Source organism: Pararhizobium arenae (genome assembly GCF_001931685.1).
In the GTDB taxonomy this organism is placed as follows: Bacteria; Pseudomonadota; Alphaproteobacteria; order Rhizobiales; family Rhizobiaceae; genus Pararhizobium; species Pararhizobium arenae.
On record NZ_MOOY01000002.1, the window covers coordinates 156,742 to 170,479 of the forward strand.

Below are 13,738 nucleotides of genomic sequence, written 5' to 3' on the forward strand. Positions count from 1 at the left end.
TATGAAGGGGGCGGAATGATGACCGCGTGTTTGGGGGACGATCAAGAGTGGATCACGCCCGTGCTGGACAGGCTTTGCCCCGACGCCTCAGGTCCGTGCCACATTCTCCGCAAGATCTTCACCGCAAGGGCCAGGCCATGTGCTTAGCGCTTGTCTGGCCACTTGCAGCAGTTTTTCTCGCGGGAATCCGGCCTTGGCCTGAACGGCTATGCCGTGGCTTACCGCCAGGACGAAGGCTGCAAGCGTCGCGGGATCGGCGTCGTCGGGAAGATCCCCGTCTTCCTTGGCCTGCTGGAAGCGTTGGTGCAACGCCGCCTCGCCGGCCGCCCGCCATTCGATCAAGGCGCGTCGCGCCGGTTCGGCATCGTCGGAGGCGGCAAGCGCGCCGTTGACGCCGAGGCATCCCGTGTTTTCGGCATAACGCGTCGTCAGCTCAGCCGCTCCCTCAAGGACGCGCGCGGCAACCTGCCGGGAGGTTGGTGCGCGCAAGGCTTCCCAAACGTAGTTGCCGTAGTTGGACGAATAGCGTTCCAGTGCTCGCAGGAACATCGCTTCCTTGTTGCCGAATGCGGAATACAAGGCGGGCCGCTCCACCCCGACCGCGGCTACCAGATCCGCATAGGACGTGCCTTCATACCCCTTGCTCCAGAAGACGCGGAGCACCGCTTCCAGCGCTTCATCGGTATCAAACGTGCGTTGTCGTGGCATCAGGACCTCCTTTCGTAACGACCGTTATATTACGCTTGACAGCGTGCGTCCATAATTTTAATGACCGTTACGTAATGATCTTTACATATTCAAAATATCGGCAAGGGATCTAACATGACGAACGGTAAAAATCGCCAATATGTGCTCGCAGCGCGGCCGCAGGGTCCTGCCAAACGGAGTGATTTCAAGCTCATCGAGGCCGACATTCCGTCCATAAGCGACGGCCAGGTTCTGTTCCGGAACACGATGTTTTCGATCGATCCATATCAGCGCAATCTCATGGGCAATGGATCGTCGGAATGGCCCACCATCGCGTTGGGCGACCCGATGGGCGGTCCGACCGTCGCCGTTGTCGAGGAGAGCAAGCATCCCGACTTCAACGTGGGTGACCCTGTCCAGACGTGGTCTGGCTGGCAGGATTTCGCGACCTCCGACGGACCCGACATCCGCAAGCTTGATCCAGAGGAGGCGCCGCTTTCGACTGCGCTGGGTCCGCTCGGCCTGAACGGCTTCTCGGCCTGGTATGGAATGACGAAGGTTCACACCTTCAAGCCGGGCGGAACGCTTGTCGTCACCGGTGCGGCCGGTTCCGTTGGTTCCATTGCCGCTCAGCTTGGCAAGCTCCGCGGGCTGCGTGTCGTCGGCATCGCGGGCGGTGCAAAGAAGGTTGCCTTCCTCAGAGAAGACCTCGGGCTGGACGACGCCATCGACTACCGGGCTCACAATTTCGCGGACCGCGTCAGGCGTGCACTTCCCGATGGCATCGACGCATTCTTCGAAAATGTCGGAGGGCCGATCTTCCCGGTGTTGATGGAGCACTTCAACAGAGACGCCAAGATGACGATCTGCGGCACGATCTCGGACTATAGCGAGACCGAATTGCCCAAGGGCATCAACTATCTGCCGCGCCTGATCACCCTCATCCATTACCGCTTCGTGGACATCAAGGCCTTCGCCACACCTTACGTCATGGACACGATGCCGGAGTTTCTTGCGGAAATGACGCCCTTGGTAAAGCAGGGCAAGGTCAAATATCGCGAAGAGTTCATCGACGGCTTCGCCAAGCTGCCCGAGGCAATGATGTCGCTGTTCGACGGAACCCATAGTGGCAAAAAGCTGATTGTCAGGGCGGATTGAGCCGGCTTTTAAACTACCCCGCCGGTAAAAGCCCCTAAAACCTTCCGGCGGACTTGCCTGATTCCCGCCACACCTCAACTGCCGTCGCGGTCGATCCGTATGTCATGACGATGAAGAGAGGTAAGCGGCCATGGCGGCCGCAAGCCGGCTTGCGCGCTCCACATGGGCGGGGTCCGACACAAGAAACTCCGATACCAGGGCCTCGATCATCGCGAGTGCCGGCAGGCTGGAGGACGGCAGCAGCGGATGAGGCGCGGCAGCGAGAAGCAGCGTGTCGGTTACGCCGGCCAAGGGCGAGGCGATGGAATCGGTCAGTGCGACGACACCGGCGCCGGCCCTTTTCGCCGCGTTGGCAAGATCGGTCACGTCGGCCGAATACCGGGGAAAGGCAAGCGCAATCACCAGATCACCCCTTCCGACGCTCATCAGGCGACCTGCCGCAACTTCCGTTCCCCCATACTGGACCACGTTTACCACGCCGTCACGGTAGGGCTGCAGCCCGAGTGCGAGCATCGCCGCCAGATGCGACGACAGCCCGAAGCCCATGACCCAGACGTTGCGGGCATTCTTGATCAGCACCGCCACCTCGCGGAGTGTGCGGGCGGTCTGTGGATCGGTCAGCGATTCGATCGATCTCAACCCATTGGCAAGGCTCGCCTCGGCGGCTCCCTGTCCCGCGCTTCCCTTGTCGAGTTCCGCCCCGAGCTTTTTTACCGGGGCAATCAGCGCGTGCACGGTCTCGCCGACGGCTGCCCTGAATTCGGGATAGCCGGAGAGACCGAGATCGCGGACATAGCGGCTGATGGTGCTCGCGGAAATCGATGAATTCTTTGCGACTTCCTCGATGCCATGGGTCGCGACGAAGATCGGATCCCGCAGGATAAAGTCAGACAGGCTGCGTTGCGAAGGCGATCCCTGCTTCAGCAGCGAAAGCACCTTCTGCCCGAGCGGGGAAGAGTTGAACCGGCGGTCGGCTTCCGCGGACCAGGACGATGATGGTGACATATTTTTTTTCACCTGTTGACTATCTGAAAATCTATTGCCATCGTCAAGGCGCAGGAAAGAAAACAGGGAGGTTATTTCCTATGCGCTTTATGACAGCATGCTCCGTGATGACATTTCTTCTCGGGACGAGCGTAGCCTATGCGGACACGCTGCGCATCGGGGTCGAGGGCAACTATCCGCCATTCAGCCAAGTCGCCGCCGATGGCAAGCTGTCCGGCTTCGACATCGAGATTGCCGAGGCCCTGTGCGCCAAGATGCAGGTCACCTGCGAAATGGTGCAGCAGGAATGGGACGGCATGATCCCGGCGCTCAACGCCAAGAAATTCGACGTGATCGTCGCTTCGATGTCGATCACCGACAAGCGCAAGCAGGTCGTCGATTTCTCGGATCCCTACTATGACGTTCCCTCACGTTTCGTGGCCAAGGACGGTGCCTTCGCCGGCTATTCCCCGGAGGACCTGAAAGGCAAGACCATTATCGTGCTGCGCAACAGCCCTCGCGCCGAGTATATCGCTGCCAACTATCCCGACAGCGAAACCCTGCTGGTCGACAAGGAAACCGCGGTCTATCTGGAACTTGCGGCAGGCCGCGGCGATATCGGTTTCGGATCCTCCGTCGTCTCGGGCGAGAGCTTCCTGAAACAGCCCGAGGGCAAGGGGTTCGCCCAGGTCGGCGAGGCGATCTATCTCACTGACAGCACCGATGGCGGTGTCGGCATCGCGCTTCGCAAGGGCGAGGACAAGCTGAAGGGTGATATCAACACCGCTCTCGCCACCGTCATGAAGGACGGCACCTACAAGTCGATCTCGGCCAAATATTTCGATTTCAACATCATGCCGAAGTCGGCTCAGCCCTGATCCGAGAACCTGCAGACCGGCCCCCTGCCTTGGAGGTGGTGGGGTGGGTCGCACGGGAGGTTTCATGTTCTACGGATATCTGCCCATGATCGTCGCGGGGCTCGGCGTCACCCTGTCGGTGGCGTCGGTTTCGCTGCTGGTTGCCTGCGCCTTCGGCCTTGCCGGCGCCATCGCCAAGCTGTCGCCTTCACCGCTTCTGCGGGGTGTCGCGACAGCCTACACCACCGTCATCCGTTCGCTGCCGGACCTGCTCCTGATGCTCGGCGTTTTTTACGGCGGTCAGATCCTGCTCAACCGGCTGGTGGATTCCCAAGGCTGGGATTACATCGAGATCGACCCGTTTGCTGCCGGTACGCTGACGCTCGGCTTCGTCTTCGGCGCCTACCTGACCGAGACGTTTCGCGGCGCCATCCTCGCCATTCCCCGCGGACAGATCGAAGCCGGCCATGCCTGCGGGCTGACGCGCTGGCAGGTTTTGTCGAACATCACCCTGCCGCAGATGATCCGTCATGCGATCCCGGGCTTTACCAACAACTGGCTGGTCATGCTGAAGGCGACGGCGCTCGTCTCGATCATCGGCCTCGACGACATGGTGCACAGGGCAGGGCTGGCATCCGCCGCCACCCGGGCGCCCTTCACATTCTATGCCCTGACAGGGGTTATTTATCTCGCCGTGACCACGGTCTCGATCCTAGTGCTTTCGGGCGTCGAGCGGCGCTTCTCCAGAGGGGTTCGGCGGGAGGTTGTTCGATGATCAATTGGCAGATCGTATCGGAGACCTTGCCGTTCTTTCTCGACGGCCTGTGGATCACGCTTCTTCTCCTCGCTCTCTCCATCTCGGCGGGGCTGGTGCTGTCGATCCCGCTGTCGGTCGCGCGGGCTTCGGCCAACCCCTGGATACGGATTCCGGTCTGGAGCTATACCTACGTTATCCGCGGCACACCGCTTCTGGTGCAGCTCTTCATCATCTACTACGGACTGCCGCAGTTCGAAGCGATCCGCGAAAGCGCAATCTGGCCTGTCCTGCGCAGCCCCTGGTTCTGCGCCTGGCTCGCTTTCACACTCAACACGACGGCCTACACGACAGAGATGTTTGCAGGCGCCATCCGGGCGACACCGGCCGGCGAAATCGAGGCGGCGCGGGCAATCGGCCTCGGACGGCTGCAGGTCCTGCGGGACGTCTTCTGGCCCGGAGCCTGGCGGCGGGCGCTGCCGCAATACTGCAATGAGGTGGTGCAGATGATGCATGCCACCGCCCTTGCCAGCACGGTGACCATCGTCGAAATCCTGCGCGTCGCACGGGACGTCTACACCAACTATCTCGTCCTTCCCGAAAGCTTCGGCATCGCGGCTGCCTTCTATCTGACGCTCACCATCATTCTCACCCAGACGTTCCGCCTTCTGGAGCGTCATTATCTTCGCCACCTCGACCCACGCGCCAGCGTGAGCAAGGCGGCGGCTGCGGAACCCATTCATGCATGAACATTTCATCGATATCCCCGGACGCGCGACCGGAACGATCCATCGGCTGACCTGGTTCAGCTTCGGTGATGGCAACGACGGGCCGCATGTCTACGTGCAGGGTGGGCTGCATGCCGATGAAGGGCCGGGCATGCTGGCGGCCCGGCTTCTGATCGACCGGCTGATCGAGGAAGATCGCGCCGGGAGCATCCGGGGGCGGTTGACCATCGTGCCGGCGGCCAATCCGCTCGCTTTCGGGCAATTCCTGCACGGCGACCAGCAGGGACGTTTCGATCACTATGACGGGCGCAACTTCAATCGCGACTATCCGGATCTGGCTGCCAAAGCCGTTTCCCTCGTGGCCGACATACTCGACGACGATCCGCAGGCCAATGTAGCCCGCATCCGCCAGGCGTTGCTGGAGGCATTGGAGACGACAGTGCCTTCCGCTCCCAGCGACCGGCTTCGACACGCCCTGATGCGGCTCGCCCTTGCTGCCGATATCGTTGTCGATCTTCATTGCGACGGCGAGGCTGAGGTGCATCTCTACACCCAGCCGGGTTCGCTGAAGCGGGTGTTGCCGCTCGCTGCTCTCACCCGCTGCCGTGCGGTCCTCGTCGCCGATGTCTCCGGCGGCGAACCGTTTGACGAGGCGCTGACCAGGCCATGGTCCGTGATCGCCGGGACTTTCGCGGATAAACCTATTCCCCAGGGCTGCGCCAGTTGCACACTCGAACTGCGCGGTCGAGGGGATGTCGATCGCAAGGTGGCTGCGGACGATGCTGCGGCACTGGTCGAATATCTGCGGCATGTCGGCGTGCTGGCCGGTGAGCCGACGATCCCGGCGCTTTGCTGTGAGCCCACCCCGCTTGCGGGATCGGAGGCTCTGGTCGCTCCGGTTTCCGGCCTTCTGTCCTATTCCGTTCCGCTGGGGCATTTCATCGACGCGGGCGAGATCGTGGCCGAAATCACCGATCCCGTCACCGGCGCGTTGCATCCCGTTCGAGCCAGAACGTCGGGTGTCTTCTATGCGCGACCGGCGACGCGGATCGCCGAAATCGACAAGCGGCTCGGCAAGATCGCCGGCATCCATCCCTTCCGGAATGGTCCACTCCTCAGCCCGTGAGCACCCTATGACAACCATGCTTTCTGCCAACAGTATTCACAAGTCCTTCGGCGCCGTCGAGGTGCTGAAGGGCGTGTCCCTGACCGCGAAAAAGGGCGACGTCATCTCGATGATCGGCTCTTCGGGATCGGGAAAGAGCACGTTTCTGCGCTGCCTGAACTTCCTCGAGCGCCCGACGTCGGGCACGATTGCCCTCGACGGTGCGCCCCTTGCATGCCGAAAGGACCGGTCCGGCGATCTGATGGTGGCCGACGACGCCGCGCTTCGTGCCTATCGCGCGCGGGTGACCATGGTCTTCCAGCAGTTCAATCTGTGGGCGCACATGACGGCACGCGAAAACGTCATGCTCGGCCCGACGCGCGTCAAGGGCCTGACGCGATCGGAAGCTCTAGAGCGGGCAGATTTCTATCTCGCGAAGGTCGGCTTGTCGCATCGGCGCGATGCCTATCCGGCGTTTCTCTCGGGAGGCGAGCAGCAGCGCGTGGCCATTGCCCGGGCTCTCGCCATGGAGCCGGAACTCATCCTTTTCGATGAGCCGACCAGTGCGCTCGATCCCGAACTGGTCGGGGAGGTGCTCCGTGTCATGCGAAGCCTGGCGGAGGAAGGACGCACGATGATAGTCGTGACCCACGAGATGAATTTCGCCCGCGAGGTCTCCAGCAAGGTTGTCTTCCTCAGCCAGGGCGTGGTGGCCGAAGAGGGCGATCCGCGGGAGGTGCTTCGCGCACCCCAGAGCGACCGCCTCCGGTCCTTCCTCGCGGCCCAGGCCGCGTGAGCGCATCGGCAAGAGTGGGCTTGATGCTTTGAGCCGGACTCGCTAGCGATCTCGGTCAACTAAGCCGCAAGGTCCCCCAACCTAGCGAGGCAGTCTTGCCCAGCCTTTGGCCAGGATCGGTCCCGTTGGTCGGCCTGTTGGTGAGCCGCCCTGCTGTTCGAGCGTGATTTCGTACAGCTGATTGTCCTTGGGAAGCGGCAGGGAGGGGCCGTCGAGGCGGGTGGAGCGGATGCCCTCGATCAGGCCGAGAGAGACAGGTCCCATTTCCTTCGACGGCAATGTCCAGACCTGGATCGTTTTGTCCGCTGGGACATCGATATCCGCAAGGAGCCTGATGGCGGCGTTCTCGTTGCCGAAATCCTCGACGACGGCCTGAACCTCGCCGGCATCGTTGAGCAGGACCGCGACCACCAGCGGCTCGACCGTCCGCATCAGGGAGAACGCAAGTCCGAGGGCAAGCAGAACGGTGGCGGCAAGGGAGGCAATCGCCGTCGCGCGCCAGCCGTTACCATTGTTGTCGTTCGCCGGACCTTGCCCGTTCCGTCGCGGTGACGCGGACTGTTCGGGCAGAGCGCGTTCGATCCTCTGCCACAGCGTCTCGTCCGTCGTTGCGGGCTCGACCGTGGTGTCGAGAGGCAGGAACCGCTCACGGCTGGCTGCGACGGCCGCTTTGAGATCGTCATTGCGCTCCATCTCAGCCTCCAGATCGGCCACCTCGGCGGCTTCAAGCAGTCCCAGAACATATTCGTCGGCTACAGCAGCTATATTGTCGCGGTCGAATGTCATGCCATGCACTCCCGCAACGCCGTAAGGCTGCGTCTTATCCAAGACTTCGTCGTTCCCAGTGGCAGCCGCAGCCGCCCGGCGATCTCCCCGTGGGAATAGCCGCCCACATAGGCCATCAGGATGCTGCGCTTCCGCTGGTCGTCGAGTGCGTCGAGGCAAGCGTAAAGACGCGAGTTCCGGTCGAGGCGGTACCAGGCGGTCATGACGTCGTCGGAGCTGTCCTTTTCCTGAAGCGTTTCGATATCCTCAATCGCATGCTCTCGCTTGCCATCACGAAGCATGTTCAAGGCGCGATTGCGCACGATCGCGTAAATCCAGCCGCGTGCCGAGCCCCTTGTCGACTCATACTGATGGGCGTGGGTCCAGATGCGGATGAAGGCTTCCTGGACAACCTCTTCCGCAAGCTCGCGACGCCGGACGATCCGTTGCGCGATGGCGATCAGGCGGCCGGCTTCCACATCATAGATGTGGCGCAGCGCATTGCGGTCGCCATTGGCGCAGGCGGCAAGAGACCTCTCAAGTTCATCCGGAGCGGAGCTCATCAGCATTCACAAAATCTCCTTATCCTATAGGACGTGCCCTGCGGCAGAAGAGGCGCGCGCATAGCCTCTATACCCGGCAAATGCGATTTTGGATGCAGCAAGAATTTATTTTCAAGCGCTGCATCCAAACACCGCTGCCTGCGTGTCTGTCATTCGGAAGCCGCTGACAGCGAACGCTTCCGATCGGATGATTGAACGGGAGAAAGACATGACAAAGACAATGCGCCTTACCCTTCTTGCCTCTGGCCTCGTCGCCGGCTCGGTTGTTACTGCCACTGCGGCTCCGGTTCTCGGGCTGACCGGCGAAAAGACGCTTGTTCTGTTCGATACGGACAAACCGGCCGTTACGAAAGTTATGGACGTGACAGGCGTCGATGCGCTCGTCGGGATCGATTTCCGGCCGGGCAACAAGACCGTCATCGGCGTTACACCGGACCACAGGATCGTTTCGATCAATATCGAGACCGGCGCGGCAACGGATGTCGCCAAAATGGACAAGATGCTATCGTTGACGGATGCCCCTGTCGTCGTCGATTTCAATCCTATGGCGGACCGGCTGCGGTTCATGACCGGAACCACCAACCACCGTGTGCATCCCGATACGGGCGCCGTCACGGTCGACGGGTCGCTCGCTTTCGAGGACGGCGACATGCACAAGGGGGAAACGCCGAACATCGTTGCCGCCGGCTATACCAACTCGATCGGCAAACCGGAAAAGACCGCGATGTACAATATCGACGCGACCATCGGCGCGCTGATCCAGCAGACAAAACCCAACGACGGCACGTTGAAGGCCATCGGCAAGCTCGGGTTGAAGGAAGCGCCGGCCAGCTACGCATTTGATATTCAGGGGATGGAAAGCGGGCAAAACACCGCCTATCTCGCCGCCGGCAAGACGCTTTACACCGTCAATCTCGAAACCGGTGCCGCGACTGAAATCGGCGCGATCACCGACCTCGACACCGATCTTCGTGATATAGCTGTGCTTCCGGCCATGTAAAAAAACGCGAGCGGGGGACGCGTTCTTGCGATCGTCCGCCGCTCGCTTCAGTGCGTCGGCTTTATGAGGGCTCGGACAATATCTTGTCCGAGCCCTCATTTCACTTTCACATCTGAAAGCCCGCCGTTTACGGCGCGGGCTCGGATGTTGTGTGGCCGCTTAGAAGTCCATTCCGGCGCCGGCGGGCAGGGCAGGGGCTGCGTCCTTTTTCGGCTTTTCGGCAATCATGGCCTCCGTTGTCACAAGAAGGCCGGCCACCGAAGCCGCGTCCTGAAGCGCGGTGCGCACGACCTTTGCGGGATCGATCACACCCTGCGCGTAGAGATCGCCGTATTCCCCGGTCTGGGCGTTCCAGCCGAACGAGAGATCGGTCTTTTCGCGGAGCTTGCCGACGATGACCGAGCCCTCCGCGCCAGCATTTTCGGCGATCTGGCGAACCGGCGCCTCGATTGCGCGGCGGATGATATCGATGCCCACCCGCTGGTCCTGATTGCCCGCCTGAAGGCTGTCGAGAGCCTTTACAGCTCGCAGCAGCGCGACACCGCCGCCCGGCAGGATGCCTTCCTCGACGGCTGCGCGCGTGGCGTGCAGAGCGTCGTCGACGCGATCCTTCTTCTCCTTGACTTCGACTTCCGTCGAGCCGCCAACGCGGATGACGGCGACACCGCCGGCCAGCTTCGCAAGACGCTCCTGCAGCTTCTCGCGGTCGTAGTCCGACGTGGTTTCCTCGATCTGGGAACGGATCTGGGCGACCCGTCCGTCGATGTCGGTTTTTGAACCGACACCATCGATGATGGTTGTGTTTTCCTTTTCGATGGCGACCTTCTTGGCGCGGCCCAGCATGTCCAGGGTCACGTTTTCAAGCTTGATGCCGAGATCTTCGGATACGACGGTGCCGCCCGTCAGAATGGCGATGTCTTCGAGCATCGCCTTGCGCCGGTCACCGAAGCCGGGCGCCTTCACGGCCGCGATCTTGAGGCCGCCGCGGAGCTTGTTGACGACCAGCGTTGCAAGCGCTTCACCCTCGACATCCTCGGCGATGATCAGCAGCGGCTTGCCGGACTGGACGACGGCTTCAAGGACCGGCAGCATAGCCTGCAGGTTCGAGAGCTTTTTCTCGTGGATCAGGATATAGGGATCTTCCAGTTCGACCCGCATCTTATCCTGATTGGTGACGAAATACGGGCTGAGATAACCGCGATCGAACTGCATGCCTTCGACAACCTCGAGCTCCGTCTCCGCGGTCTTTGCTTCTTCGACGGTGATAACGCCTTCGTTGCCGACCTTCTCCATGGCCTCGGCGAGATAGCGGCCGATTTCCTCATCGCCATTCGCGGAAATGGTGCCGACCTGGGCGATTTCGGAATTGCTGGTGATCTTGCGTGCGTTCTTCTTCAGCTCCTTGACGACGGCATCGACCGCAAGGTCGATACCCCGCTTCAGGTCCATGGGATTCATGCCCGAAGCGACGGCCTTGGCGCCTTCCTTGACGATGGCCTGTGCGAGAACCGTGGCGGTGGTGGTGCCGTCGCCGGCGAGGTCATTGGTCTTGGAGGCGACTTCCCGCAGCATCTGGGCGCCCATGTTTTCGAACTTGTCATCGAGTTCGATTTCCTTGGCAACGGAGACGCCATCCTTCGTGATGCGCGGCGCGCCGAAGGATTTGTCGATCACCACGTTGCGGCCCTTGGGGCCGAGCGTCACCTTTACGGCATTTGCAAGCACATCGACCCCACGCAGCATGCGTTCACGGGCGTCGGTGCTGAACTTTACGTCTTTGGCAGCCATTTCTTTAACTCCTCAATAGGCAGCTATTGGACTGGTTGGATGGTTCTGTCCCGATCAGGCAGCTTTCTTGTGCTCGACCTGAGCTTCAAGGATTCCCATCACATCGCTTTCCTTCATGATCAGAAGATCTTCGCCGGCGATCTTGATTTCCGTGCCGGACCATTTGCCAAACAGAATGCGGTCGCCCACCTTGACGTCGAGGGCCTGAATCTGCCCGGAATCGCTGCGTGCGCCCGGGCCGACGGCAATGACTTCGCCCTCTTGCGGCTTTTCCTTGGCGGTATCGGGAATAATGATTCCGCCCTTGGTTTTCTCGTCAGATTCAACCCGGCGAACCAGAATGCGATCGTGAAGCGGTCTGAACGACATGTTTTCCTCCAATGGACAAACAATGGTGACGATGTTCCCCAGTCCGGACCGGATGACCAGTCCGGGCAGGTACAGGACCTCGCACGAGCGTCCTGCGCAGAAAAATCTGGTTTGGCGATTTTTTCATTTCAAGAGGGGATCGTAGAAAAAATAGCACTCGATCAATGTGGCTGCTAACGCATTGTAATTGGACGATAAAATTTTGCGTATCTCACGAATTTGGTTGAAGATCGCGGTTTCATGAGGCACCATTTCGTTGTCATAAAACGGAGATGAAGCATGCGATTTTCATCAGATCTGGAGCGTCAGCTACAAGGCTACGGCCTGACCACCGCGCATATCCTCTATCGGATTCCCGACTTTGAATCCGTCCTTCAGACCTTCATCTGGCAGGACTACGATCTCGCCCCGGATTTCCCTGAAATGCGGAAATTTCTAGCCTTCTGGCAGGCCTCGCTGGATGGACCCTTGCATTCGGTTCGATACACCCACCAGCGGTTGATCGGAGCAAGCGAGTGGCAGCGCGTCGACGGTGAGTTCCGACTGCATTGAACCGGATCGTAAAAAAATCTGCCGCGGACCATTGAACCTCGGCTGAGCAGTAACCAGATCGTCTGCCGCCAGCCGCTTCGTCAGGGCTGGCCTTGCTGGGAGCGCTGTCTTTCGGCGCTCCGTATCCATGTTGCTTCAAGGAGGATATGGCTATGGCAACATCTTACGATTATGCGCCGCTCTTTCGGTCAAGCATTGGTTTTGACCGGGTCTTCAATCTACTCGAAAATGCACAACGTGCCCGCTCGATCAGCGATTGGCCGCCGTACGATATCGTCAAGACCGGTGACGGCAGCTATCGCATCGCGATCGCGGTCGCAGGCTTCGCGCGCGAGGATCTGGACATAACGTTCCAGTCAAACCTGCTGACGGTCACGGGCAAAAAACAGGAAGCACCGGCCGAAGGATATCTGCATCGCGGGATCGCCTTCCGCCCCTTCGAGCATCGGTTCGAACTCGCCGATCACGTCCGCGTCAAGGGTGCCGAACTGGTCGATGGTCTGTTGTCGATCGAGCTTTTGCGGGAAATTCCGGAGGAAATGAAGCCGCGCAAGATTTCGATCGAGCGCGCACCTGCGCTCGAACAGCCGGCCGCGGCGGCGCAGATCGAGAGCCAGAAGGCTGCGTAACGCGCAAAGTATTGAAACCAAAGGGCGCCGCTCGAGCGGCGCCCGTCGGCATGACGGGTTGGGAAGGAGAGAGATATGAGACCCGATATGTTCAAGAAGCCAGTGCACATTCTGGTGGGTCTGGGCTTTCCACTGGAGGTTCAGACCGCAGCCGAGGCCTACAAACAGTTGCTCGAGTGGCCGACCTTGGCCAAGGATGCCTCTTATAAAATCGCTCTCAATGCTTGCCGTGCGGCCATGAAGGGGGACATCGAGGCCGAGACCGCGCGTGGCTTGTATGCCGCTTTTGCGGAGAAGCATGATCTGCTTTTACCATCCGGCGATCCGCTGATCGCGATGCGGCAACAGCGCGACCGCGATGGGCATATTCGATAAGGCGCTGCCATGTTGGAAACAGCGTTGCAACAACCGGTGCCGATGCCGCCCGACACCCGGTTTCGGCGCCCGCGCGACATCGTGAAGTCGCGAAGCCTGTTGGCCCACGAGAAGAGGGCCATCCTTGCCGCATGGGCGTCGGATTACCACGCGGTCGAAAGCAAACCCGCCCTTAGGCAAATTCCGGGACTTCCCGAGCCGGTGACGATCGATGAGGTGCAGAGGGCACTAAAGGAACTTGATCTGCGCCACGGTGCATAGCGTCGTTCCTTCTTCGCTAAGGCGGTTTTTTCAGCGATGCCTGGAACATCGTACGCATCCAGGTCTTTCTGCTGCATGACGATATTGCAGCGCCAAATTTCCAGAAGGCCGGATGATCTCGCGAAGAGAGACGAGATCATCCATGCGCTTTACCTCCGGCTCAAGGCCGAGTGGGAAACCCGGCAAGCGATTGCCGAAGCGGCGCAGAACGGTGCCTCCGCCGAGGTGATCGAAGCCATGGCAACCGATCCCGTCCCGCCGATCGACGAGTTTGGGCAGGAGGAAACCGTCCGCGCCTTGCTGGCTCACCCGAAGAACGCCTGGGCGGATACGCTCGCTCAGTCTGACCATGACAGAGGGTGAGCCG

General features: G+C 60.6%; 18 protein-coding genes. 12 read left to right on the top strand and 6 right to left on the bottom strand.

The features are described 5' to 3' along the window. Positions 1-87: 87 nt before the first annotated feature. On the bottom strand, positions 88-708 hold the full coding sequence (locus tag BLX89_RS04145; RefSeq protein WP_075289396.1) for a TetR/AcrR family transcriptional regulator: 621 nt from the start codon (positions 706-708) through the stop codon (positions 88-90). A 114-nt stretch (positions 709-822) separates the two neighbouring features. Between BLX89_RS04145 and BLX89_RS04150 the strand changes: the two genes are divergently transcribed. Next, positions 823-1,845: an NADP-dependent oxidoreductase gene (locus BLX89_RS04150; protein WP_075289397.1), complete on the top strand. Its 1,023-nt coding sequence runs from the start codon at positions 823-825 to the stop codon at positions 1,843-1,845. Between the two features lie 102 nt (positions 1,846-1,947). On the opposite strand, the gene BLX89_RS24105 is transcribed toward BLX89_RS04150, so the two are convergent. After that, positions 1,948-2,850 (bottom strand): MurR/RpiR family transcriptional regulator, encoded by a 903-nt coding sequence (locus tag BLX89_RS24105; RefSeq protein WP_075289398.1) that lies wholly within the window; start codon positions 2,848-2,850, stop codon positions 1,948-1,950. A gap of 107 nt (positions 2,851-2,957) precedes the next feature. On the opposite strand from BLX89_RS24105, the gene BLX89_RS04160 reads away from it, so the two are divergent. From BLX89_RS04160 to BLX89_RS04180, 5 genes are all read left to right on the top strand, one after another. Beyond that, positions 2,958-3,707, top strand: a complete 750-nt coding sequence (locus BLX89_RS04160; protein ID WP_158025935.1) for a transporter substrate-binding domain-containing protein — start codon at positions 2,958-2,960, stop codon at positions 3,705-3,707. A gap of 64 nt (positions 3,708-3,771) precedes the next feature. Then, a complete protein-coding gene (locus BLX89_RS04165; RefSeq protein WP_075289400.1) occupies positions 3,772-4,461 on the top strand; it encodes an ABC transporter permease in 690 nt (229 codons plus the stop codon). Continuing rightward, positions 4,458-5,189 carry an ABC transporter permease gene (locus BLX89_RS04170; protein ID WP_075289401.1) on the top strand — a complete coding sequence of 244 codons (732 nt, stop codon included), beginning with the start codon at positions 4,458-4,460 and terminating at the stop codon, positions 5,187-5,189. The genes BLX89_RS04165 and BLX89_RS04170 overlap by 4 nt, the downstream gene beginning before the upstream one ends. Further along, entirely contained in the window at positions 5,182-6,294 is a 1,113-nt protein-coding gene (locus BLX89_RS04175; RefSeq protein WP_075289402.1) for a M14 family metallopeptidase, read from the top strand. Before BLX89_RS04170 ends, BLX89_RS04175 begins: the two co-directional genes overlap by 8 nt. Before the next feature lie 7 nt (positions 6,295-6,301). Then, a complete protein-coding gene (locus BLX89_RS04180; protein WP_083637325.1) occupies positions 6,302-7,069 on the top strand; it encodes an ABC transporter ATP-binding protein in 768 nt (255 codons plus the stop codon). Between the two features lie 81 nt (positions 7,070-7,150). Here BLX89_RS04180 and BLX89_RS04185 read toward each other — a convergent pair whose 3' ends face one another. Both BLX89_RS04185 and BLX89_RS04190 read right to left on the bottom strand, forming a co-directional pair. Then, entirely contained in the window at positions 7,151-7,855 is a 705-nt protein-coding gene (locus tag BLX89_RS04185; RefSeq protein WP_075289403.1) for an anti-sigma factor, read from the bottom strand. After that, positions 7,852-8,403, bottom strand: coding sequence for a sigma-70 family RNA polymerase sigma factor (locus tag BLX89_RS04190; RefSeq protein ID WP_083637326.1), 552 nt, complete (start codon positions 8,401-8,403; stop codon positions 7,852-7,854). The genes BLX89_RS04185 and BLX89_RS04190 overlap by 4 nt, the downstream gene beginning before the upstream one ends. A 202-nt stretch (positions 8,404-8,605) precedes the next feature. Between BLX89_RS04190 and BLX89_RS04195 the strand changes: the two genes are divergently transcribed. Then, on the top strand, positions 8,606-9,397 hold the full coding sequence (locus tag BLX89_RS04195) for a DUF4394 domain-containing protein (protein ID WP_075289823.1): 792 nt from the start codon (positions 8,606-8,608) through the stop codon (positions 9,395-9,397). Positions 9,398-9,556: 159 nt separating this feature from the next. Here the strand turns inward: BLX89_RS04195 and groL are convergent, their stop codons facing one another. Then, entirely contained in the window at positions 9,557-11,185 is a 1,629-nt protein-coding gene (groL, locus tag BLX89_RS04200) for a chaperonin GroEL (RefSeq protein WP_075289404.1), read from the bottom strand. Positions 11,186-11,239: 54 nt separating this feature from the next. Continuing rightward, positions 11,240-11,554: a co-chaperone GroES gene (locus BLX89_RS04205; RefSeq protein ID WP_075289405.1), complete on the bottom strand. Its 315-nt coding sequence runs from the start codon at positions 11,552-11,554 to the stop codon at positions 11,240-11,242. A gap of 279 nt (positions 11,555-11,833) precedes the next feature. Here BLX89_RS04205 and BLX89_RS04210 point away from each other — a divergent pair, with 279 nt between their 5' ends. The 5 genes from BLX89_RS04210 to BLX89_RS04230 all read left to right on the top strand — a co-directional run bounded on the left by BLX89_RS04210 (position 11,834) and on the right by BLX89_RS04230 (position 13,734). Continuing rightward, entirely contained in the window at positions 11,834-12,106 is a 273-nt protein-coding gene (locus tag BLX89_RS04210) for an usg protein (protein ID WP_075289406.1), read from the top strand. Positions 12,107-12,258: 152 nt separating this feature from the next. Next, positions 12,259-12,735 carry an Hsp20 family protein gene (locus BLX89_RS04215; RefSeq protein ID WP_075289407.1) on the top strand — a complete coding sequence of 159 codons (477 nt, stop codon included), beginning with the start codon at positions 12,259-12,261 and terminating at the stop codon, positions 12,733-12,735. 75 nt (positions 12,736-12,810) lie between these two features. Beyond that, positions 12,811-13,110, top strand: coding sequence for a DUF982 domain-containing protein (locus BLX89_RS04220; RefSeq protein WP_075289408.1), 300 nt, complete (start codon positions 12,811-12,813; stop codon positions 13,108-13,110). 9 nt (positions 13,111-13,119) lie between these two features. Further along, positions 13,120-13,371: a hypothetical protein gene (locus BLX89_RS04225; protein WP_075289409.1), complete on the top strand. Its 252-nt coding sequence runs from the start codon at positions 13,120-13,122 to the stop codon at positions 13,369-13,371. A 75-nt stretch (positions 13,372-13,446) separates the two neighbouring features. Continuing rightward, entirely contained in the window at positions 13,447-13,734 is a 288-nt protein-coding gene (locus tag BLX89_RS04230) for a hypothetical protein (RefSeq protein WP_075289410.1), read from the top strand. Positions 13,735-13,738: the final 4 nt, after the last annotated feature.

Excerpts from the sequence above, each read along its gene's own strand:
- BLX89_RS04175 (WP_075289402.1), top strand. The coding sequence starts at position 5,182 with ATGCATGAACATTTCATCGATATCCCCGGACGCGCGACCGGAACGATC.
- BLX89_RS04190 (WP_083637326.1), bottom strand. The coding sequence starts at position 8,403 with ATGCTGATGAGCTCCGCTCCGGATGAACTTGAGAGGTCTCTTGCCGCC.
- BLX89_RS04150 (WP_075289397.1), top strand. The coding sequence starts at position 823 with ATGACGAACGGTAAAAATCGCCAATATGTGCTCGCAGCGCGGCCGCAG.
- BLX89_RS04210 (WP_075289406.1), top strand. The coding sequence starts at position 11,834 with ATGCGATTTTCATCAGATCTGGAGCGTCAGCTACAAGGCTACGGCCTG.
- BLX89_RS04215 (WP_075289407.1), top strand. The coding sequence starts at position 12,259 with ATGGCAACATCTTACGATTATGCGCCGCTCTTTCGGTCAAGCATTGGT.
- BLX89_RS24105 (WP_075289398.1), bottom strand. The coding sequence starts at position 2,850 with ATGTCACCATCATCGTCCTGGTCCGCGGAAGCCGACCGCCGGTTCAAC.
- BLX89_RS04205 (WP_075289405.1), bottom strand. The coding sequence starts at position 11,554 with ATGTCGTTCAGACCGCTTCACGATCGCATTCTGGTTCGCCGGGTTGAA.
- groL (WP_075289404.1), bottom strand. The coding sequence starts at position 11,185 with ATGGCTGCCAAAGACGTAAAGTTCAGCACCGACGCCCGTGAACGCATG.
- BLX89_RS04160 (WP_158025935.1), top strand. The coding sequence starts at position 2,958 with ATGACATTTCTTCTCGGGACGAGCGTAGCCTATGCGGACACGCTGCGC.
- BLX89_RS04230 (WP_075289410.1), top strand. The coding sequence starts at position 13,447 with ATGACGATATTGCAGCGCCAAATTTCCAGAAGGCCGGATGATCTCGCG.
- BLX89_RS04170 (WP_075289401.1), top strand. The coding sequence starts at position 4,458 with ATGATCAATTGGCAGATCGTATCGGAGACCTTGCCGTTCTTTCTCGAC.
- BLX89_RS04220 (WP_075289408.1), top strand. The coding sequence starts at position 12,811 with ATGAGACCCGATATGTTCAAGAAGCCAGTGCACATTCTGGTGGGTCTG.
- BLX89_RS04145 (WP_075289396.1), bottom strand. The coding sequence starts at position 708 with ATGCCACGACAACGCACGTTTGATACCGATGAAGCGCTGGAAGCGGTG.
- BLX89_RS04225 (WP_075289409.1), top strand. The coding sequence starts at position 13,120 with ATGTTGGAAACAGCGTTGCAACAACCGGTGCCGATGCCGCCCGACACC.
- BLX89_RS04165 (WP_075289400.1), top strand. The coding sequence starts at position 3,772 with ATGTTCTACGGATATCTGCCCATGATCGTCGCGGGGCTCGGCGTCACC.
- BLX89_RS04185 (WP_075289403.1), bottom strand. The coding sequence starts at position 7,855 with ATGACATTCGACCGCGACAATATAGCTGCTGTAGCCGACGAATATGTT.
- BLX89_RS04180 (WP_083637325.1), top strand. The coding sequence starts at position 6,302 with ATGACAACCATGCTTTCTGCCAACAGTATTCACAAGTCCTTCGGCGCC.
- BLX89_RS04195 (WP_075289823.1), top strand. The coding sequence starts at position 8,606 with ATGACAAAGACAATGCGCCTTACCCTTCTTGCCTCTGGCCTCGTCGCC.